The sequence below is a fragment of the Kitasatospora sp. NPDC004614 genome (assembly GCF_042873675.1).
Lineage (GTDB): Bacteria > Actinomycetota > Actinomycetes > Streptomycetales > Streptomycetaceae > Kitasatospora.
Genome location: NZ_JBIALR010000007.1, coordinates 39,588 through 59,395 on the forward strand (window position 1 = coordinate 39,588; position 19,808 = coordinate 59,395).

20 protein-coding genes and 1 pseudogene are annotated in these 19,808 nt (G+C 72.6%); 11 read left to right on the forward strand and 10 right to left on the reverse strand.

The genetic code is table 11. The features are described 5' to 3' along the window. Positions 1-21 precede the first annotated feature (21 nt). Positions 22-744, forward strand: coding sequence for a hypothetical protein (locus tag ACFYST_RS17170; protein ID WP_387863102.1), 723 nt, complete (start codon positions 22-24; stop codon positions 742-744). Positions 745-812: 68 nt separating this feature from the next. Next, positions 813-1,358 (forward strand): Uma2 family endonuclease, encoded by a 546-nt coding sequence (locus tag ACFYST_RS17175; RefSeq protein ID WP_387642643.1) that lies wholly within the window; start codon positions 813-815, stop codon positions 1,356-1,358. 15 nt (positions 1,359-1,373) lie between these two features. Here the strand turns inward: ACFYST_RS17175 and ACFYST_RS17180 are convergent, their stop codons facing one another. After that, the gene (locus ACFYST_RS17180) at positions 1,374-2,381 is read right to left on the reverse strand and encodes a DsbA family protein (RefSeq protein WP_387863104.1); all 1,008 of its coding nucleotides are present in this window, start codon (positions 2,379-2,381) and stop codon (positions 1,374-1,376) included. A gap of 76 nt (positions 2,382-2,457) precedes the next feature. Here ACFYST_RS17180 and ACFYST_RS17185 point away from each other — a divergent pair, with 76 nt between their 5' ends. Continuing rightward, positions 2,458-3,015: a TetR/AcrR family transcriptional regulator gene (locus ACFYST_RS17185; RefSeq protein WP_387863107.1), complete on the forward strand. Its 558-nt coding sequence runs from the start codon at positions 2,458-2,460 to the stop codon at positions 3,013-3,015. A gap of 243 nt (positions 3,016-3,258) precedes the next feature. Continuing rightward, positions 3,259-3,399, forward strand: a pseudogene (locus ACFYST_RS17190) (IS5/IS1182 family transposase); the annotation flags it as partial. Positions 3,400-3,406: 7 nt separating this feature from the next. On the opposite strand, the gene ACFYST_RS17195 reads toward ACFYST_RS17190, so the two are convergent. After that, positions 3,407-3,622, reverse strand: a complete 216-nt coding sequence (locus ACFYST_RS17195; RefSeq protein WP_387863552.1) for an e9imm peptide — start codon at positions 3,620-3,622, stop codon at positions 3,407-3,409. A 146-nt stretch (positions 3,623-3,768) separates the two neighbouring features. Here ACFYST_RS17195 and ACFYST_RS17200 point away from each other — a divergent pair, with 146 nt between their 5' ends. Together ACFYST_RS17200 and ACFYST_RS17205 are read left to right on the forward strand one after the other, a co-directional pair. Then, entirely contained in the window at positions 3,769-4,068 is a 300-nt protein-coding gene (locus tag ACFYST_RS17200; protein WP_387863110.1) for a DUF6342 family protein, read from the forward strand. A 180-nt stretch (positions 4,069-4,248) separates the two neighbouring features. After that, positions 4,249-5,178, forward strand: coding sequence for a GNAT family N-acetyltransferase (locus ACFYST_RS17205; protein WP_387863554.1), 930 nt, complete (start codon positions 4,249-4,251; stop codon positions 5,176-5,178). A gap of 68 nt (positions 5,179-5,246) precedes the next feature. Here the strand turns inward: ACFYST_RS17205 and ACFYST_RS17210 are convergent, their stop codons facing one another. Then, positions 5,247-6,101, reverse strand: a complete 855-nt coding sequence (locus tag ACFYST_RS17210; protein WP_387863113.1) for a lysozyme — start codon at positions 6,099-6,101, stop codon at positions 5,247-5,249. A 300-nt stretch (positions 6,102-6,401) separates the two neighbouring features. Here ACFYST_RS17210 and ACFYST_RS17215 point away from each other — a divergent pair, with 300 nt between their 5' ends. Continuing rightward, positions 6,402-7,274, forward strand: a complete 873-nt coding sequence (locus tag ACFYST_RS17215; RefSeq protein ID WP_387863116.1) for a metallophosphoesterase family protein — start codon at positions 6,402-6,404, stop codon at positions 7,272-7,274. Positions 7,275-7,426: 152 nt separating this feature from the next. Then, positions 7,427-7,996, forward strand: a complete 570-nt coding sequence (locus ACFYST_RS17220; RefSeq protein ID WP_387863119.1) for a GNAT family N-acetyltransferase — start codon at positions 7,427-7,429, stop codon at positions 7,994-7,996. 12 nt (positions 7,997-8,008) lie between these two features. Here ACFYST_RS17220 and ACFYST_RS17225 read toward each other — a convergent pair whose 3' ends face one another. Then, positions 8,009-8,395 (reverse strand): YkvA family protein, encoded by a 387-nt coding sequence (locus tag ACFYST_RS17225; protein ID WP_387863121.1) that lies wholly within the window; start codon positions 8,393-8,395, stop codon positions 8,009-8,011. A gap of 187 nt (positions 8,396-8,582) precedes the next feature. Here ACFYST_RS17225 and ACFYST_RS17230 point away from each other — a divergent pair, with 187 nt between their 5' ends. Beyond that, positions 8,583-8,837: a hypothetical protein gene (locus ACFYST_RS17230; protein WP_387642634.1), complete on the forward strand. Its 255-nt coding sequence runs from the start codon at positions 8,583-8,585 to the stop codon at positions 8,835-8,837. Between the two features lie 76 nt (positions 8,838-8,913). On the opposite strand, the gene ACFYST_RS17235 is transcribed toward ACFYST_RS17230, so the two are convergent. Together ACFYST_RS17235 and ACFYST_RS17240 are read right to left on the reverse strand one after the other, a co-directional pair. Then, positions 8,914-9,492 carry an isochorismatase family protein gene (locus ACFYST_RS17235; protein WP_387863123.1) on the reverse strand — a complete coding sequence of 193 codons (579 nt, stop codon included), beginning with the start codon at positions 9,490-9,492 and terminating at the stop codon, positions 8,914-8,916. Positions 9,493-9,633: 141 nt separating this feature from the next. Next, the gene (locus tag ACFYST_RS17240; protein ID WP_387643029.1) at positions 9,634-10,125 is read right to left on the reverse strand and encodes a glutathione peroxidase; all 492 of its coding nucleotides are present in this window, start codon (positions 10,123-10,125) and stop codon (positions 9,634-9,636) included. Positions 10,126-10,336: 211 nt separating this feature from the next. Here ACFYST_RS17240 and ACFYST_RS17245 point away from each other — a divergent pair, with 211 nt between their 5' ends. Continuing rightward, positions 10,337-12,676, forward strand: a complete 2,340-nt coding sequence (locus tag ACFYST_RS17245; protein WP_387863126.1) for a heavy metal translocating P-type ATPase — start codon at positions 10,337-10,339, stop codon at positions 12,674-12,676. A gap of 122 nt (positions 12,677-12,798) precedes the next feature. Further along, a complete protein-coding gene (locus tag ACFYST_RS17250) occupies positions 12,799-13,503 on the forward strand; it encodes a flavodoxin family protein (protein WP_387863128.1) in 705 nt (234 codons plus the stop codon). 40 nt (positions 13,504-13,543) lie between these two features. Here ACFYST_RS17250 and ACFYST_RS17255 read toward each other — a convergent pair whose 3' ends face one another. Genes ACFYST_RS17255 through ACFYST_RS17270 form a run of 4 tightly spaced genes read right to left on the reverse strand, consistent with a single transcriptional unit; the run spans position 13,544 to position 19,804 of the window. Then, entirely contained in the window at positions 13,544-14,686 is a 1,143-nt protein-coding gene (locus ACFYST_RS17255) for a hypothetical protein (protein ID WP_387863131.1), read from the reverse strand. Beyond that, positions 14,683-15,537 carry a thiopeptide-type bacteriocin biosynthesis protein gene (locus tag ACFYST_RS17260; RefSeq protein ID WP_387863134.1) on the reverse strand — a complete coding sequence of 285 codons (855 nt, stop codon included), beginning with the start codon at positions 15,535-15,537 and terminating at the stop codon, positions 14,683-14,685. Before ACFYST_RS17260 ends, ACFYST_RS17255 begins: the two co-directional genes overlap by 4 nt. Positions 15,538-15,566: 29 nt before the next feature. Further along, positions 15,567-16,727 carry a lanthionine synthetase C family protein gene (locus tag ACFYST_RS17265; protein ID WP_387863137.1) on the reverse strand — a complete coding sequence of 387 codons (1,161 nt, stop codon included), beginning with the start codon at positions 16,725-16,727 and terminating at the stop codon, positions 15,567-15,569. Then, entirely contained in the window at positions 16,724-19,804 is a 3,081-nt protein-coding gene (locus ACFYST_RS17270; RefSeq protein WP_387863140.1) for a lantibiotic dehydratase, read from the reverse strand. Before ACFYST_RS17270 ends, ACFYST_RS17265 begins: the two co-directional genes overlap by 4 nt. Between the last annotated feature and the right edge of the window lie 4 nt (positions 19,805-19,808).

Consider the following 19,808-nt stretch of genomic DNA (forward strand, 5'->3'; position numbering starts at 1 on the left):
TTGTACTTCGGGGAGGGGCGTATGGGCAAGACCGGCCAAGATGCGGCGATCACGGTTCGACAGAAAACCTCGGACCGCGTTCTGGTGGCGGCCGGATTCCCGGTCCTGGGCGCCGGGGCCGGATTCCTGCTGAAACTCCTGGCGCACTGGGCGTCCACCTGGCCGTGGATCCCGTGGAAGGGGCCGGTCGACCTCATCGCCAAGGCGCCCGAACCGGCCGCCACCATCGGGAGTCTCGTGCTCGGCGCCCTGGCCGGCGTCGCCGTCGTGGTACTGGCCGAGCGCGGCTACGTCACCGTCACCATCGAGAAGGACCGGATCACCACGGATCGCGGCGACTCCACCCAGAGCGCCCCCCGGACGGCGGTCAGCGGCGTATTCGCCGACCGCAAGCGGCTGGTGGTGCTCGGCGCGCAGGGCGAGGAACTCCTCGCCGAGTACAAGAACGAGGGCGCCGACCTCCCGTCGCTCACCCAACTCGCCGAAGCCTTCCGCGCCCAGGGCTACCCGTGGCTGCCCGACGGCGACCCGTACCAGAACGCGTACCGCCGCTGGGTCGACGGCATGCCCGGCCTGCCGCCCGGCGGCAACGTGCTGTTCAAGGCGCGGGCCGAGGCGCTGCAGAAGAGCGAGGAGAAGGAGATCGGCGAACTCCGCCGCGAACTGGCCAGACTCGGCCTGGTCGTCCACGACACCGGCGACCGTCAGTGGTGGCGAGAGACCGGGGCGCCCGCCAGCCCGTAGCGCGCCCCCGCGGCGCCCCATGCGGGGCTGGGGCGCCATACCCTGAGAGCGACGGAAAGGAGCAGTTGATGAGCGTGGACGCGGTCATGCGCACCGAGTTCCCTCCGGGGCATGTGGTCTTTTTCGGCACGGACGGGAAGGTGGTTATGACTCCGCAGAGCTTTGAGCACTCCAGCACGATCAAGTCGATGCAGATCGACTCGCTCTCGCTTGGCAGGCGCGCGAAGACCGCCTCCGACGTGTACCTGGACTTCCCGGCCGACGAAAACTCCGCCCCGGACTTCGCGATCCTTCGGGAGGACGCGGAACGGCAGGGCAAGCGCTACAGCTTCGAGGACGTGCTGCTGATCGCCGAGGTGGTGTCGGTCTCCTCGGCGCGCAAGGACTACGACGACTGCACCGCGAAGTACGGCCGCTACGGCATCCCGGTCTACGTGGTCGTGGACCCGTATGCCGGTGAGGTCGTCGTCCACACCCGCCCCACCGGCTCCGGCTACATCGCGGCGTTCACGCACAAGTACGGCTCGGGCAAGCTGCCCATCGAGCTGGCCGATGGGCGGACTTACACGCTCGACCTGGACGAGCTGCCCCGGCCGGAGCCGGGCGTCAGCTGACGCGTCGGCCGCAGGTCACTTCGCGTACTCGGGGGTCATCGCCCCTGCCAGGGCGAGGTGCACGGCGGCCTCCTCCGTGCGGCCCTGGCGGGTGAGGGTGCGGCCGAGCAGGAGGCGGGCGTAGGAGTCGTCGGGGGACTGGGCGACGAGTTCCTCCAACATGGCTGCCGCGCGGCCGAGTTGGGCGGAGGCGAAGTAGGCGCGGGCGGCCAGCAGACGGACGCTGGGCTCGTCGCCGTACTCGTCGAGCAGGGGGCGGAGGAGGGTCAGGGCGCCGAGCGGGTCGCGCTTGTCCATCAGGGCTTCGGCGTAGCGGAGGCGTTCGACCTCGGCGGGGAGCTGTCGGGGCTGCTGGCCGGCGGCGTCGCGGAGGAAGCGGGTGATGGTCTCCGGCGACTGGGCGCCGGCCAGGGCCTGGCCGGCGACGACCAGGGTGGGGGAGGTGGCGACGCCGCGGGCCTTGCCGATCAGCAGCAGTTCCTTGACCTGCTGGTCGGCGGCGCCGTCGGCCAGCAGCGCGGCGGCCTCGGGGAATCCGGCGTCGGTGGCGAGCTGCGCCAGCGTCTCGGGGTGGCTGATGTCGCGGCCCTCGGTGAAGTGCGCCTTCATGACGGCTTCGGCGAGGGTGTGCTGGAGTTCGGCGCCGCCGTGCCGGTGGGCGAGGGCGAGTAGCCGGTGCGCGTCGTGGCTGCTGGCGCGCCAGGCGGCGCCCCAGTTCGGTCCGAGCCCTTCGGCGGCGGCGATCTCGGCGATCGGGGGCGTCTGCGTCGCCGGGCCGGGCCCGATGGCGCAAGCGGCCCCGGCGTCGTCCTGGCGGCCCAGGATGCCGAGGTCGCTGAGCAGTTCGTCCGCCGCCGAGCCCTCGAACGGCGTGGCGGGAACGGGCGCGGTCGGGTCGATGCGGAACGGCTGCCACAGCACCTCGACCGGTTCGCCGTCCCAGTCGGCGAGGGCCTTGTCCAGCCGCCGCTTGCCGATGTACGCCCAGGGGCAGACCGGGTCGGCCCAGATCTCGATTCGCATACCCATGACAGTAAGCGACGCCTGTCGTTTAAGCAACACTCGTCGGTTACGCGACGGACGTCGTACAGTGAGCCCCATGAACCTGGACGACCCGCGCGTGCAGCGCACCCGAGCCCGGCTCCGGGAGGCGATCCTGGAGCTGGTCGCCGAGCAGGGCCTGGACGCGATCACCATCTCCGCCGTTGCCAAGCGCGCCGGGATCAACCGGGCCACGGTCTACCAGCACTACCCGGACGTGCACGCGCTGGTGGTGGACGCGATGGACGGCCCGATCGCCGAGGTCGCCCGGGCGGTGCGCGTGTGCCCGGCCGACGCGCCGCCCGACCGGGCCCCCGAGTCCCTGGCCGGGCTGTTCGAGCACATCGCGGCCCGGGCCGCCGTCTACCGGTGCGCGCTGGGAGACCAGGGCAGCGCCGGCTTCGCAGGCCGGATGCGCGAACAGGTGACCGCCGCCCTGGCGGAACGCTTCCACGAGGGCAAGCGCCCCGCCGGGTTCGACGACGTCCCGGTGGACGTGCACGCCGCCTACCTGGCCGGCGCGCTGCTGGGCGTCGTCACACACTGGATCACCGGCGAACGCCCCGCTCCGGCCTCCGAGTTGGCGGCGGCGTTCTGGCGGCTGTTCCGAGCCTGAGTGCGCGTATTTGACGATTCGTCAGCTTGTGCCGGTGTATGTGCAGGTACAGATCAAGCCGCCTGCGGTCGAAAGCGGCCGACTCTCTGCCGAACGGGCGCGAGGGCGCACCGTCGACACACCCGCGAGTACCTGCGGCGCCGCGGCATCCCGCACACGATCCTGGAGAAGACCGACAGCCAGGCCGCCCGCCTGCGCAAGGGATCACGAGGTGGACGGCCACCGGGCTTCGACGAGCAGCGGTACAAGAAGCGCAACACCGTCGAGAGGGCCATCAACAAGCTGAAGAACTCCCGCGCCGTCGCTACCCGCTATGACAAGCGCGGCTACGTTTTTCTCGGCACCGTCACCGCGGCCGCCCTGGTCGTCTGGCTGCGGGCTTGAGGACCTCTCACGGGGCGAAGGGCTGGTACTCCTGAGCCTGATCGACGACCTCGGAAGCTGTCAGCTCCCGCCCCCTGGGCCAGAAGATCAAATCGCTTACGTAGCCGGTCGGACAGCCAAGGGCCCTATCCAACGCCTCCAGCACCTCACACGCCTCGGCATCGTCGGCATAGTCCGCGTCCATGATCTTCTGCACCAACGCAACGGCCGTTGCGCGAGCCATCGCCGTCACAGCTACCCCTTCCAGAAGAGGGCAGCCTAGACGGTCACATGATCGGCCGGACAGCTCCTTGTTGCGGGCGTTTCCCGCACGGCTGCGTGCCGAAGCCGTCGGCCGGGAACCGCCTGCTCACCTCGGAGGGGAACATCATGGCTGAGCTCGACCTCGGATATGCGGCGGAGTGGGGCGAAGGCGAGACGCACGGCCGCGTCAAGCTCGTGCAGAACCAGGTCTACCGCAATTCGCCCAAGAAGGACGTGGCGATCATGGGGCCGAACAGCATCGAGATCGAGGTGAACGCGGGCTTCGCCTCCTCTCAGGAAGCGGCCGAGGTCTACTTCACGACGCACCACGGCTCCACCAAGAAGATCGTCGGGATCCTCGACTCCAGCGGAAACCTGTACGTCGCCGGGAAGGTGATCACCGACCAGAAGGACCTGAGCTGGTAGCACCCGCCGACGGCGCAACTGGGCGGCCCGGAGCAGCGGACCGGGCCGCCCGTCGTCGTGTCCAGCCCCCGTGTCGCGCTCGAAAACCGCTTGGGGCAAGGCCGTTGGAGCCGGTAGAAAGGCGGGGTTTGCCAGCGGAGCCGAGAGCGAAGGAGCGGGACTGTGGCACTCCCGGAGGGAATGACGGTGCGCCCGGCGGTAGTTGAGGACGCCGAGGCCGTGTGTGCGCTGCTCAATCAGGTGGACGAGATCGAAGTGGGCCGCGCCTTCACCGAGTTGCACGAGGTCGAGGAGGATCTCGGCCACCCCTCGGTGGACCTGGAGCGCGACTCCTGGCTGCTGCACGACGCCGACGGCCGGCTGGTCGGTTACGGCCTGGTCCGGGACCGTTCGGCGGGGGAGCGGATCAACCTCGACCAGTACCTGCTGCCCGGGTACACCGACGCCGGCCTGCACCTGTTCGCGCTGATGGAGGCCCGCGGCGCCGAACTCGCCCGCGGCAACGGCGCCGACCGCGCCGTCCTGCACCTGATGCTCAACTCCCAACCCACCCTGGACACCGGCGCGTTGGCCGGTCGCGGCTGGCAGCACGTCCGCCGCCACCACGCGCTCAACCGCACCGTCGACCCGAAGACCGACCCGTTCCCGGATGCCCCGGCGGGCCTGCGGCTGCGCGCCTGCACCACCGAGGACGACCGGCGCACCGCGCACCGGCTGATCCACGAGACCTTCGCCGAGCACTTCGACTTCCAGCCCCGCAGCTACGAGAAGTGGTGCGCCGACACCGGCGCGGACACCGCCGACTGGTCGCTGGTGTGGATCGCCGAACTCGACGGCCACGGCGACGTCGCCGTGCTGCGCACCCGCGACGACCGGTCCGACATGGCCTGGGCCACCCAGATCGGCGTGCGCGCCGAGTTGCGTGGCCGGGGCCTCGGCAGCTACCTGCTGCGCCACTACTTCGCGTTCTACGCCGACCGCGGCCGCACCCGGGTCGGCCTCGGCGTCGACACCGACAACGCCACCGGCGCGCCCGCGCTGTACCGCAACGCCGGTATGGTGCTCGATTTCGCCGTCGACACCTGGGAGTTGACCGTCCCTACCACGTAAAAAGCAAGGCCCTGCCCGCGACCGGAGCGGGGCGAAGTCCGGTCGCGGGCAGGTGAATTGACGGATCGTCAGCCGTTGGCGAGGGCCTGGACGCGGTCCAGGGCGCCGTTGAACCAGTTCTGGTCGCCGGGCAGGGTGCCGGAGTCGGCGTACTGCCAGATGGTCTGGTAGGACCAGCCGGCCGGCAGGGTGCCGACGGTGGAGGCGTAACGGGCCACCCACAGCGGGTTGGTGGCGCCGAAGGAGCTGTTGTTGCCGGTGCAGGTGGTCCACCAGTCGGTGGTGGTGTAGATCACCGGGTAGCGGCCGGTCTTGGTGTGCACGTTGTTGGAGAAGTCCCGGATCCAGCTGACCATGCCGGCCTGGCTCAGGCCGTAGCAGGTCGCGCCGTACGGGTTGTACTCGATGTCCAGCGCGGGCGGCAGGGTCTTGCCGTCCTTGGACCAGCCGCCGCCGTGCGCGACGAAGTACGCGGCCTGGGTGGCGCCGGAGGAGGCGTTCGGCAGCGCGAAGTGGTAGGCGCCGCGGATCATTCCGGCGTTGTAGGAGCCGTTGTACTGCTGGGCGAACGAGGGGTTGGTGTAGGTGGTGCCCTCGGTGGCCTTGACGTAGGCGAACCGGCCGCCGTTGGCGTACGCGGTGCTCCAGGCGACGCTGCCCTGCCAGTTGGAGACGTCCATGCCCTTGGTCTGGGTGGCGGCCAGTGCGGCGACGGAGTTCGCGGTGGAGGCCGAAGTGTCCTTGCCCTCGTGGGCGGCGACGGTGGAACCCGCGTAGTCGAGCTCGGGGTGGAAGTTGGCGGGGGTGCTCGGCTTGGCGGCCTGGGCCGGGGAGGCGGCGGCGACCGCGCCGACCAGCAGGGCGGCGGACGCGGCCGCGGTGGCGGCGCGACGGAACGTGCGGCTGGTGCCGGAAGCGGGCATGACGAGTCCTCAGTGGGGTGAAGGGGGAGGCCGATTTTCGGCCGCTGCGGAGCATATAGTCATGGACCCGTCAGTCAACAGAGTGTAGAAGCCACACATCGTCAGAACGTATGTAGAGCGGACAGACATAGGCGTCACTGCTGAATACCCGGGGTTCCACTGGATGTTGACACTACGACAGAAACCCCTTCCTGCTGGCGTAGCCGACCCCCCGGCGGTAGCGTGTCAACGCGCGTTCCACTGCCGGGATGCGCCGGCGAAGCGGAACCGGTGCGCCGGTGGACACGAACTGGGGGAGCGGTGGCGGACGGACGCCTGCTCGCAGTGAGCGACCTCCACGTCGGCGTCGCCGAGAACCGGCCGGTCCTCGACGCACTCCGACCAACAGGCCCGGACGACTGGCTGATTGTCGCCGGTGACGTCGCCGAACAGGTCGACGCCGTCGAAGGCACCCTGCGCTTCCTCGCCGGACGCTTCGCCAAGATCATCTGGACGCCCGGCAACCACGAACTGTGGAGCACCACCCGCGATCCCGTCCCCATCGACGCCCCCGAGCGCTACCGCCAACTCGTCGAGCGCTGCCGGGAGATCGGCGTCGTCACCCCCGAGGACCCGTACCCCGTCTGGACCGGCCCCGGCGGCCCCTGCGCCATCGCCCCCGTGTTCACGCTCTACGACTACAGCTTTCGGGTGCCCGGCGTGCACACCAAGGCCGAGTCGCTGGCCCGCGCCCGCGAGAACGGAGTGGTCTGCACCGACGAGTACCGGCTCAGCCCCGCACCGTACGCGGGCGTCGAGGACTGGTGCCGGGAACGCGTCGAAGCCACCGAGAAAGCGCTCTCCGCACACGACCCGGAACTGCCGCTGGTACTCGTCAGCCACTGGCCACTGGACCGCCGCCCCACCGACGTCCTGTACTACCCCGACTTCGCCCAGTGGTGCGGCACCGAACTCACCGCCGACTGGCACCGCCGCTTCAACGTCGCCGCCGTGGTCTACGGCCACCTGCACATCCCGCGCACCACCTGGTACGAGGGCGTCCGCTTCGAAGAGGTCTCGCTCGGCTACCCCCGCGAGTGGCGCCGCCGCGGCCACCCGCGCGGACTGCTCCGCCAGATCCTGCCCTACCCCGGCCCGGCCGAGCAGCCCGTCCCCGCGAGCGAGCCGGCCTGAGCCAGGGCCTGTCCGGCCGATCTTGCCGGGCGCGTGCCAAGACCGGCCTGAGCTGGCGTTTCACGCGTACGTCCGGTCGTCGGACGGCCCCCGGGGCCGGGCAGGGCGCTGTGGCACGATGGCCGTTCCAGCACCTGTAAGGAGCGCACCACATGATCGCCGAGCCGACCGCCCCCCGTCTCGCCGACCTCGACGCCGTCTCCGGGCCGGCCTTCCGACCGGCCGGGGCGCAGGACGTGCCGGAGGTGGTTGCACTGGTCGAGTCCGCGTACCGGGGCGACGCCAGCCGGGCCGGCTGGACCACCGAGGCGGACCTGCTGGACGGCCAGCGCACCGACGAGGCCGCCGTGGCCGAACTGCTCACCCACCCCGAATCGGTGGTGCTGCTGGCCGAACAGGACGGCCGGCTGCTGGCCTGCTGCCACGTCGAACGGCGGGGCGCCAACGGCTACTTCGGCATGTTCTCGGTCTCCCCGGCCGCCCAGGGCGGCGGCCTCGGCCGCCAGGTACTGGCCCGCGCCGAGGAATGGGCCCGGGACGCCTGGGGCGTCACGACGATGGAGATGACCGTCATCGAACAGCGGCCCGACCTGATCGCCTGGTACGAGCGGCGCGGCTACACCCGCACCGGCGTGTACGAGCCGTTCCCGTACGGCGACGAGCGGTTCGGCCTCCCGCGCAGGCCCGACCTGCGCTTCGAGAAGCTGATCAAGTCGCTGTAACGGAAGCAGTGGTCAGCCGCCGGAGGGCAGCTCGCCGGCCGCGGCGCGTCGCGTCCACTCCACGTACCGGCCGGACTCCCGCGTCAGGCCCACCAGGAACCACAGCAGCAGACCGGTGTCGTCGCTCCAGCCGAGCACCGGGATGAAGTCCGGGATCGCGTCGATCGGGCTGACCAGGTACACCGCCACCACGAAGGTCAACAGCAGCAGCTTGCCCGGCCCCACCCCCGAGTAGCGGCGCAGCAGCACGTCCCGGACCAGGCGCGGCAGCGCCCACACCCGCGCCGCCAACCCTGGCGCGCCCGGCTGCCGGGTCTCCCGGTACAGCCCCCACGCGGAGCGCGTCACCGCCAGGCCGTCCAGCCCGCGCACCCGCGCCGCCGCCTTGCCCTTGCCCATGCGGTCCTCCCGACGAACCCTCCGAACTCCCCTCCACGGTACGGGACTGCCCACTTTTCCCACCGTCCGTGCCGGACCGGGGCCCGTCCGTGACACCCCCGGTGCGATCGGGGCCGAACGGTGACACCTGCGGCGGCATCGGCGGTGCGAGCGCGCGCGGCACCGGGACGCGGCCGAAGCTGGCGGCATGACGACCAAAAGCAACACCGGAAACGGGACCGGGACGGCCGACGAGCCCCTGGTGCGGGTCGCGGAGTTCCGCACCGACAGCCGCTACCGCCTCGTCCACTTCAAGGACGCCGGATGGAAACCGCTCGCCCCCGAGGAGTTCGAACCGGAGGTGAAACACCACTTCCCCGACCTCGACCCGCACGACCCCGTCCGGGTGCACTGGGACGACCGCCCCTGGCAGTGGCCCGCCTGGCACCCCGGCGAGGCCTGAGCCGACCCGCCCCGGAACCCGCCGGCCCGGTCCGCCCGTGCGACCGCCCGGCGGGTTCCGTCCTGTCCGAGCGGGTTCAGCGGGAGCCGGCCAGCAGGCCGAGGATCTCCTCGGTGGTACCGGTCTCGCCAAGGCGCGGGAAGATCCGCCCCACGCTGCCCCGGTGCGCCTCCGCGTCCGTGTCCGTCATCGCGTCGACCGCGAGCGTCACGTGGTAGCCGTGTTCGTAGGCGGCGCGGGCGGTGGACTCCACGCCGATGCTGGTCGCGACACCCGTGAGCACGATCTGCGTCACCCCGCGCCGGCGCAGCTGCCCGTCCAGGTCGGTGCCGTGGAACGCGCCCCAGTTGTGCTTGGTCACCACCAGGTCGGACGGCTCGTGGAGCTCGGGGATCGGAGCGTCCCAGCCCTCGGGGTGGGCCACGGAGGGGCGGGGCTGCTCGGTGCGGCCGGGCATCACGTCCCCGCCGTCGGGTGCGAAGGACACCCGCACCAACACCACCGGCAGCCGCGCGGCGCGGAACGCCTCGGCCAGGCGGACGTTGCGGTCCAGCACCTCGCGCACCGAATACGGGCTGCCGGGGAAACCGAGGAAGGCCTGCTGGAGGTCGATGACCACCAGGGCGGTGGCGGGGTCGAGCGCGGTGACGGACACGGGGTGCCTTTCGTCGTGACGGTCGTGACGAGGGCAGCCGGAACGGGCCCGGACTGCCCAGCCTTACTGCGCAGGTTATCTGTACAGTTCTCCGCCCGTGGGCGGAACCGGACAGCCCGGACCCGAGGACCTTGCCCGCCGTCAGCCGCGCAGCTGCGCCTCGATCGCCGCCACCAGCTCCGCCGACTCCGGCTCGGTCCGCGGCCGGAACCGGCCGACCGGCTCGCCGTCCGCACCCACCAGGAACTTCTCGAAGTTCCACTGGACGTCCCCGGCCTCGCCCGAGGCGTCCGCCAGCTCCGTCAGCCGCGCGTAGATCGGGTGCCGGCCGTCCCCGTTCACGTCGACCTTCTCGAACAGCGGGAACGACACCCCGTACGTGGTCGAGCAGAACTCCTGGATCTCCTCCGCCGACCCCGGCTCCTGCCCCGCGAACTGGTTGCACGGGAAGCCGAGCACGGTGAACCCGCGCTCCCCGTACGTCTGCTGCAACCGCTCCAGACCCGAGTACTGCGGCGTCAGCCCGCACTTCGACGCCACGTTCACCAGCAGCAGCACCTTGCCCCGGTAGTCCGCCAGCGACGACGGCTCGCCCGCCAGCGTCCGGATCGGAAGCTCGAACAGCGACTCCATACCCCACCTGCCCTCTGTACGCCGGCCCCCGGACACCCCGGGACACCGGATGGGAACACCAACACCCCGAACCTACCCCGCCCGGCCCACCCGCCCCAGGATCTCGGGATCTTGTGGCCCGGCCGCCCGGGCCGATCGGCCCCTGGCCGGACCGGGCGGAGCGAGGTGCACTGGAAGGGAAAACCAGCAGGCCGAGCGGAGGAGACCCCCCATGGCACCGCACACCGCGCCGAGCGAACAGGGCGGCGCCCGACAGCTGCTCAGCGGCGGCGGCATCGAACCCGTCCTGCTCGGCGCGGTCGCCGTCGCCACCGCCGTCGGCCTGATCGCCTGGGCCGCCGGCGCCCACGGCTTCGCCGACCAGTGCTGGATCGTCGCCACCGCTGCCGCCATCGCCCCCGCCCTGATGTGGGTCGTCCAGGCCCTGCGGCGCGGCCGGGCGGGCGTCGACCTGATCGCCGTCCTCGCCCTGGTCGGCACCCTCGCCACCGGCGAGTACCTGGCCGGCGCGCTGATCGCCCTGATGCTCTCCGGCGGCCGCTGGCTCGACGCAGCCGCCGAACGCCGCGCCACCCGCGACCTGCGCGAACTGCTCCGGCACGCCCCCCGCACCGCCCGCCGGCGCACCGGCGACACCACCGAGACCGTCCCGCTCGCCGACATCCGGATCGGCGACCGGCTGATCGTCGGCCCCGGCGAAACCGTCCCCGTGGACGGCCGGATCACCGGCAGCCGCGCCGTCCTCGACGAATCCGTGCTCACCGGCGAATCCGCCCAGGTCGCCCGCGCGGCCGGCGACCCCGTCCGCAGCGGCGCCGTCAACGCCGGCAGCGCCTTCGAGCTGCGCGCCACCGCCACCGAGGAACACAGCACCTACGCCGAAATCGTCCGCCTCACCCAGCAGGCCGGCGCCGAACGCGCCCCCGTCATCCGCCTCGCCGACCGCTACGCGGCCTGGTTCCTGCCGCTCGCCCTCGCCGCCGCCGGCCTGGCCTGGCTGATCTCCGGTGACGCGGTCCGCGCCGTCGCCGTCCTGGTCGTCGCCACCCCCTGCCCGCTGCTGCTCGCCGCACCCGTCGCCATCGTCTCCGGCATCTCGCGCGCCGCCCGCAAGGGCGTCGTGGTCCGCGACGGAGCCGCGCTGGAAACCCTCGGCCGGGCGCGCACCGTCTGCCTCGACAAGACCGGCACCCTCACCACCGGACGCCCCCGCGCCTTCGACATCGCCACCGCCCCCGGCCGCACCCCCGCCGAGGTCCTCGCGCTCGCCGCCGCCGTCGACCAGTACTCGCCGCACGTCCTCGCCGAAGCCATCACCGCCGCCGCCTCCGAACGCGGCCTCACCCTGCCCCCCGTCCACGACGTCACCGAACAGCCCGGCCACGGCGCCCGCGCCACCCTCGCCGACGGCAGCACCGCCACCGTCGGCCAACGCGACACCTCGCAGCTGCCGGCCTGGGCCCGGGCCGCCGACAACCGCGCCGCGCTCGACGGCGCCGCCGTCGCCTGGGTCGCCGTCGACGACCGGCCGATCGGCGCCGTCCTGCTCCGCGATCCCGTCCGGCACGACGCCCCGCGCACCGTTCGCCGCCTGCGCGGAGCCGGCGTCACCCGGCTGGTCATGATCACCGGCGACCGCCCCGAACCCGCCCGCGAAATCGCCGCCGTGGTCGGCCTCGACGAGGTCCGCGCCCGCCAGTCGCCCACCGACAAGGTCGCCGCCGTCCGCGCCGAACGCGAACGCGCCGTCACAGTCATGGTCGGCGACGGCGTCAACGACGCCCCCGCGCTCGCCGCCGCCGACGTCGGCGTCGCCATGGGCGCCCGCGGCGCCAGCGCCTCCTCCGAAGCCGCCGACATCGTCCTCACCGCCGACCGCGTCGACCGCCTCGCCGACGCCGCCCAGATCGCCACCCGCTCCCGCCGGATCGCCGTCCAGTCCGCGCTCGGCGGCATGCTGCTCTCCCTCGTCGCCATGGGCTTCGCCGGATTCGGCCTGCTACCGCCCGCCGCCGGCGCCCTGCTCCAGGAACTCATCGACATCGCCGTCATCCTCAACGCCCTGCGCGCCCTGCGCCCCGGGCCCGGCGTCGGACCGGAGATCACCGCCGACACCGAAGAACTGGTCCGCCGCTTCGCCGCCGAACACGACGACCTGCGCGACGTCCTGGAAGCCGTCCGCGACGCCGCCGACCGGCTCACCGCCGCCGACCCCGGCTCCGCCGACGCCCTCGCCGCCGTCCGGCACGTCGACCACCTGCTCACCACCCGGCTCCTCCCGCACGAGGAGGCCGAGGAACACGAGCTCTACCCCGCCCTCGCCGACGCCCTCGGCGGCCCCGAAACCACCGCCACCATGAGCCGCACCCACACCGAGATCCACCGCCTCGCCCACCGCATCACCACCCACCTCACCCACGCCGAACCCACCGGCGCCCTCGCCCCCGAACAGCACGACGACCTGCGCGCCTGCCTCTACGGCCTGCACTCCGTCCTGCAACTGCACTTCGCGCAGGAGGAGGAGAACTACTTCTCACTGAGCGCCGCCTGACGGATTGTCTTCTTGTCGCTACGGCACGCCGGACCGTCCGTCGAACGGCGGACGGTCCCGGGCCGGTGCGCGGACGCATGGTGCGATGAGGCCCCCCTGCCCCGCTCCCGAAACGGACAGCGATGACCACCTACACCGACCTGCGGGCGGTCTTCCTCAACTGCACCCTCAAGCGCTCCCCCGAACGCAGCCACACCCAGGGCCTCATCGACATCAGCGCCGACATCCTGCACCGCCAGGGCGTCCAGGTCGAACAGATCCGCGCCATCGACCACGACATCGCCACCGGCGTCTGGCCCGACATGACCGAACACGGCTGGGACACCGACGACTGGCCCATCCTCTACTCCCAGATCATGAACGCCGACATCCTCACCCTCGCCGGCCCGATCTGGCTCGGCGACAACTCCTCGGTGATGAAGCAGGTCGTCGAGCGGCTGTACGCCTGCTCCTCCATCCTCAACTCCCATGGCCAGTACGCCTATTACGGCCGCGTCGGAGGCTGCCTGATCACCGGCAACGAGGACGGCGCCAAGCACTGCGCGATGAACGTCCTCTACAGCCTCCAGCACCTGGGGTTCGTGATTCCGCCCCAGGCCGACGCGGGCTGGGTGGGGGAGGCCGGGCCCGGGCCGTCGTACCTCGATCCCGGATCGGGCGGGCCGGAGAACGACTTCACCAACCGCAACACGACGTTCATGACGTGGAACCAGCTCCACCTGGCGCGGATGCTCAAGGACGCGGGCGGCATCCCGGCGCACGGCAACCAGCGTTCGGAGTGGGACGCGGGCTGCCGCTTCGACTTCGAGAACCCCGAGCACCGGTAGGGATCTTGGTCGGACCTGGTGTTCCTGGCTGGCGATGTGCTCACGGCCGCGACGGCGAAGGGGACTCGGCGGCGGCCTTGGTGATGACGGCGGTGGCCAGGGCGAGGGCAGCGGTGATGCGGTCTTCGTGGTCGGTCGTGAGGGTGGCCGGGCCGCCGATACCGGATTCGGCGGCGATGGCTGTCAGTTGGTGGCGTTGTTCGGCGGGGAGGCCGTCTGCGAGGCGGTGGCGTTCGAGGTCGCGGGCGCTGTAGCCCTCGGGTTCGGTGAGCGTCTGGGCGACGGCGGTGATGTAGACGCGGGCGGCGTGCGGGAGTTGGCCGGCGGCGGTGGCGAGGTCGGCGACCGTCAGGGCGAGCCGGGTGTCGAACACCGCGCTGCCCTCCCGCGGGGTGACGGCGGCGTGGGTGCGGAGCAGGGCCTCGGTCTGCTCGGCGGCCGGGTCGCCGTCGAGCAGCGTGCACGCGGTGGTCAGAGCGGCGGCGACGGCGTGTTCCCATGGCTCTTCGGCGGCGGTGTCGCGGGCCAGAGCGCGGGCCAGGGCGGTGCGGCCTTCGAGGGCCATGGCGATGGCGGCGACTTGGCGGGCCTCGAAGAGGCGGTCGCCGGGGGCGGTGGACTGCTTGAGGTGGAGGTGGGCGTCGGCCCAGCGCCCGGCGCGGGCCAGGGCGCGGGCCCCGTCGAAGACCTGGATGTCGGCGAGCCACTTGTGGACGTCGGCGCGGTCGGCGCTGTTCGCGGTCAGCTCGGCGAGGGGGATGATCAGGTTGCCACCGAGGGTGGCGTCGTCGTTCTCGGCGACGGCGCGCAGCAGCTCGTCCAGGATCGCGAGTGCGGCGATGCCATTGCCCGCGCGCAGTTCGAGGTGGGCGAGGTTGACGAGGGGTTCGAGGGCCAGGCGGGCCAGATCGGTGGGCAGCGGCCGGTGGGCGAGGTAGAAGCCGGCGTGGTTGTGGCACAGCACGCGGGCCAGGCCGGGTAGGCCGCGGTCGGAGGCGAGCAGCGCGGCGCGGTTGTGGACGCTGGTGGCGGTGGTCGGGTTCTCGGTGTCGGCGGCCTGCCGGGCGAGTTCGGTGAGCTGCTGCACCCGCTGCTCCAGCGGGGCGGCGAGTGCGTGCCTGCGGGGGACGAGGGGCAGGCGGGTGAAGGCGTCGCCGAGCGGGCCGGTGGGCCGGACGCTCATCGCAGCACCGCCTCGTTGGCGTCAACCAGGTCCAGGACGGCACCGGCGGCCGCCGAGGCGAGGGCCGCCTGCTGCTGGTAGGAAAGGCCGAGACGGTTGGCGGCGAACAGCTGGTGGTGGGCGAGGACGGCACGCTGCCCACGCCACAGCTGGCCCTCGTCAGCCAGGGCCCGCAAGGTGAGGCCGTAGACGGCGAACGCGCCGAACCAGGGCGCGGCGTGGGCGAGTCGGCCTTCCAGAAGCGCGGAGCCGGGGGTGGTGTCGGCCTGCAGCAGGGTGCAGGCGGCGTCGACCAGACGGTGGTTCGAGGCCGACAGCTGGGGACCGTCTGCGGGCCGGTTCTCGGCGACCTGCGCCCAGGTGTCGCCGATCTCGTACCAGTCGAGGCCGGCACCGCGCATCGCGGCCGTGCCGAGCAGCAGCCACAGCTCGGCCCGCTGGTCGGGCAGTTTGCCGCGGTGCACGGCGGCGAGGTACGTGAGGGCGTGACGGCTGTCCTGGTGGGAGAGGCGGTGGGCGGCGGGCAGCGCCGCCGCCCCGCCGAACACGTAGGTCTCCGGCTCGTAGATGGCCGGGGTCCAGTCGCTGATCATGCCCGCCTCGCGGCACATGTCCAGGGCCTCGTTGACCGCGGCCGCGGTGGTGGTGGCCTCCAAGGTGCCGGAGGCGCTCTCGCGGTAGCGCAGCCGCCAGCGGTCGCCCTTGCGCAGGAAGTGCCAGGCGTCCAGCAGCCCTTGGTCTTCCAGGGCTATCAGGGCGGGGCCGAGGAGCCGGACGGCGTGCTCCTCGGGAGTGTCGGTGGCCAGGCGCAGGTGGACCTGCGTCCAGGCGCGGTCGCCGGTGGCGAGCATCAGGGTTCTCCTTGTCGGGTCAGGTCGGGTCAGACGAGCAGCAGCAGGGCGTCCCAGCCGATGTCGGGGCTGTCGGCGGCCAGGGAGCAGCGGGTGAGGGCGATGCCGGCGGTGCCTTCGAGCAGGCCGTGGCCGGTGGCGTCGGTGCCGGGGTCGGGCAGGTTGCTGGCGGCGGCGAGGATGCGCAGGGCGGTGGCGTGGTCATCGGTGCGTTCGGCGAAGCGCCGGGCGGCCAGACGGACGCCGGCGGTGCCGTGGCAGACGGTGCCGTCGGTGAGGCTGTGGGCCTGGTCGGGGTCTTCGAGGGCGTCGAGGAAGGCGGCCTCGGCGGTGCGGGCGCGGCCGGTGTCGCCGGTGGCGCGGGCGGCGTGGTGCAAGGCGGTGGCGATGCCGGGGGTGCCGTAGCACCAGGACGGGCGCAGCGGCTTCGACTGCCGGGTGCGGCCGCTGTCGGCCTCGGCCGCGGTCAGTGCCTCGGGCCACCAGACGCGGGCGGTGCCGTTCTGCTGCCAGGTGTCCAGCCAGTCGAGGATGCGCTCGATCGCCTCCAACTGGCCCGGGAGGCGGGTGCCGTCGAGGTAGGTGAGGGAGAGCAGAGCAATCGGGCCGGTGATGCCGTGCGCGATGCCGAAGTTGCCGTGCCCGCCCGGATACTGCTCGTCCGGCTCGCCGTTGGGCGCCAGGTGGGTCCACCAGCCCGAGCGCCCCTGCACCGGCACGGTCAGCCGCACCAGGTAGGCCAGCACGTCGCGCAGCAGCTCCTGGCGGCCCTGGACCCGCAGGTGCGCGCCGAGACCGGTCAGCCCGCCGAGGAGGTCGAACTCGTGGAACTCGGGCCGCTGCCCGGCGTCGATGCGGCGGTGGGCGGCGGCCAGGCGCTGCTCCACCACGTGCTCCACCGCGGAGTTCAGGCCCATGCGCGGCTGGTGGTAGGCGCGCGGCCCGTGGATCGCGGCGAGGTGCAGGACGTGGGCGACAGCAGGAGCGCCGTAGAACACGCCGGCCTCGGCGAAGGAGTGCACGGGCTGGCTCACGCACGCGGTGATCCACTCGTGGGCGGTGTCCCAGCTTCCCCGGCCGGTGGCGGCGCGCTCGATGTGCAGCAGTGCGGTGGCGAGGCCGCCCTTGGCCAGGGACTGGCCCCACTGGGCGGAGGCGTCGGTGGGCGGTGCGAGCAGTTCGGCGGTCATGCCGGTTGTCCTTCCTCGGCGCGAGCGGTTCGGGCAGTGATGGTGAGCGCGGCGGCGCGGGCCAAGCGGTGGCAGACGCGCTCGCTGACCGGATCAAGGCCGACGACCCGGGCGTGGTGCAGGTGCAGCAGCGAGCCGAGGACGTCGGCGGGCTCCAGCTCGCCGTCCCGGCCGAGGGCCTTGCGGTAGTGCTCCAGCGCGTCGGCCCGCACGCTCCACGCCCAGGCGAGGGCGCGACCCCCCTCGGCGAGCGCCAACTTCTCGGGTTCGGAAACCAGTTCGACGGCTAGGCGGGACGCGGTGCGCGGCAGCGGCATCTCGCTGTGCCGGGGCACCCGCTCCAGCAGCCAGGCGTGACCCGCTTCGGGACCGAGCAGCGCGGTGGCGAGGTCGAGCATGCTTGCCGTGGTGACGGTGGCCGGGTCGGTGGAGGTGGCGCGCTGGTAGGCGAGTTGAGCCAGCGCCGCCCGGGAGTCGGCGGCGAAGAACGCCTCCGCCGCGCGCAATGCGGCCCCTCGCCCGTACCGGCCGGACTCCGGCAGGTACGTGTCGAGCTCCATCCGCGTCAGCAGGCCCTCCTCCCGCATCTGCGCCGCCCACGTGCCGATGCGCTCGGCCGCCAGTGACCACGCGGCGATGGCGGAGACCGGGATGCGCAGGCGCAGGTGCGGTTCGGGGTCGGTGTGTCGTATGAACCACCACTGCGGCGGAACCATCCACCGGCCAATCAGCTCGGGCACACGGGACAGGAGTTCGTCGGCGCGGCGCGGGTTGCCGAACAAGCGGGCCGACAGCCACCCAGATGCGCCGGGCAGGTGCCCGGACCGGACCGTGACCGGTCGCCCGGGCCGCGGGTGGGCGGCGGGCAGCGGGGCTTGGGTGGAGTGCAGCTGCACGGTGATCTCGTGCGCCCGGCCGCCGCACCACGAGTTCTCGCCCGGCCCCGGGGCCTCGATCAGGATCGCGGTCGGCTCCCGCAGCAGGTGCTCGCGCAGCAGTACCAGATGCTCCGGCAACCGCAGGTCCAGCGGCAGCCGCAGGTCCTGCTGCGACAGGTACACCGCCGCCGGGACGTTGTAGCGGGCGATCCACTCGCCCACCGCCACCTGCCAGTCCTCCCACGGTGCGTCCTTGCCGGGCAGGTCGGCGGCGGGCAGGTGCCAGCGCGCCGCCGACAGCACTACCTCCCCGTAGCGCACCCGCGGCAGGTAGGGCAGCTGCCCGGCCGCGCCCCAGTTGAACGCGGTCAGCCACGGGGTGTGGGCGTGGGTGATCTCGCACAGGAACCGCACCAACGGGTCGGTGTTCGCCCGGAAGTCCACCGCGTTGAGGACCCGCACCTCCACCGGGCGGCGGTCGGCGACCCGGACCAGCCACATCCGCCGCTCGTCCGCACACACCCCCAGGTCCTCCAGCCGCAGTGCCCCTGATCCGACCTGCGGGTACTCCCCCAGCGTCAGCACGGGCAGCAGTGCCGGGGCCCGGACTACGTTCTCGGCTCGGGCGTACAGCGGCGGTGCCGACACCTGCACTACCAGCGCGTCCGCCCGCAACGGCGGCGCGGCGGCGATCACCGCCTCCAACTCGCGCCGGCGTTCGGGCTCCAGCAGGTACAGGAACCGGCCCGCGGTCGTGCCCGCCGCTCGCGGTACCGCCTGCACCACCAGGGTGAACGGCACGGCCCCGTATGTGAAAGGCCCTACACCGTAAGCCGACAGCCGCAACGTCAGCTCGGCGTGCGGCTGCACCGCCCCTTCCAGCGCCGGGGCGAGGCGCTCCAGCAGCGGGCCATCGAGGTCGACCTCATCCAGGCACTCGACGGCGGCCTTCTGCGCCAACGCCAGAAGCTGGGCGTCGCGCCGTCCGAACTGCGGCGGCACGTCGGGCAGGACCGAGTCCTGGTAGCGGGCGGGGAAGCCCATCCCGGTGTCCGGGTTCACCAGCTCCAGCACCGGCACCACCGCGCCAGGCCCGAACCGCTCCGCGAACCGGCGGTGGTAGTCCACCCAGGCCGGATGGCCGTCCGGGAACGGCGACAGCCGGGTCAGCACCTCGGCCGCGCCGGCCAGCAGCGACGCCACCCGCCGAGGCAGGGCCGCCGGACCCGCGTCCAGCCGCAGATCCACCATTAGCGGCGACGGCACGTCCGGGACCCCGCCCTGTTGGCGGGTCAGCTGCCGAGTCAACCGGGACCGCAGCGTCCGCTGCGCCGTCGGGTCGTCCAACTCGTTGTGCCGGGCCAGCTGCTCGCGGACCGTTCGAAGGGTGTTCCAGGCGGCCTCCGCGGCGGGGATCTGGTCGAGGCCGGTGGTGTGGGCGATGGCGAGCAGGTGGCCGAGCGGGTCGGTCGCGGTCGTCGGCAGGCGCAGGATGCTGATCAGGAAGCCCTGCCGCACCAGCTCGCCGAGCATTGCGCGTGCCTTGTCCGCCGGGGCGGCCGGGAAGCGGTTCGCGAGTTCGCCGAGCGTCACCGACACCGCGCCGTCGGCCGCCTTCAGCACGGCCAGCACCGGGCCGGTGGCGCGGACGGACACCTCCGCCGGTTTCCCGCCCTGCGGGTTGCGGATCACCGGCAGGACGACACGCTCCCCTCGGCGCACCCGCAGCTGGTTGGCTGTCACCGGCAGCAGGTCCCCGACCGCTTCCTCCAACTCCCGCACTACGGAGGCCAGCCAGCGCGCGTCGGGCCGCGCCACCGCCCGGGCCGCCCCCCAGCGGGGCGCGGAGGGGAACTCGCCGAAGGGCACCGCGGTCACCCCGGCGAACAGCCCGAAGGGTGTGGCCCGCTGCTGGCGCAGCGCGTACTGCATCACCGAGGCCGTCAGCCGGCGCAGCCGCCGCCTCGGGAGGTGGTCGAAGTGGAAGACCACCTCGCGCACCCGGGCGGCGAGTTGCGGGCCCGCGGCGACCTCGACGGTCGCCGCGAACACGGCGTCCGACCAGACGTGTTGGAGCCAGGCCCGCCAGTTCGCGGTGGCATGGGGGCCGGTGTCGGCCAGGTCGGGCCACCACCCCGGTCCGGCCCCGGCCGGACGGGCGGCGGCCCGCAGCAGGGCCGGTCCTGCGACGGCGTACACGGGT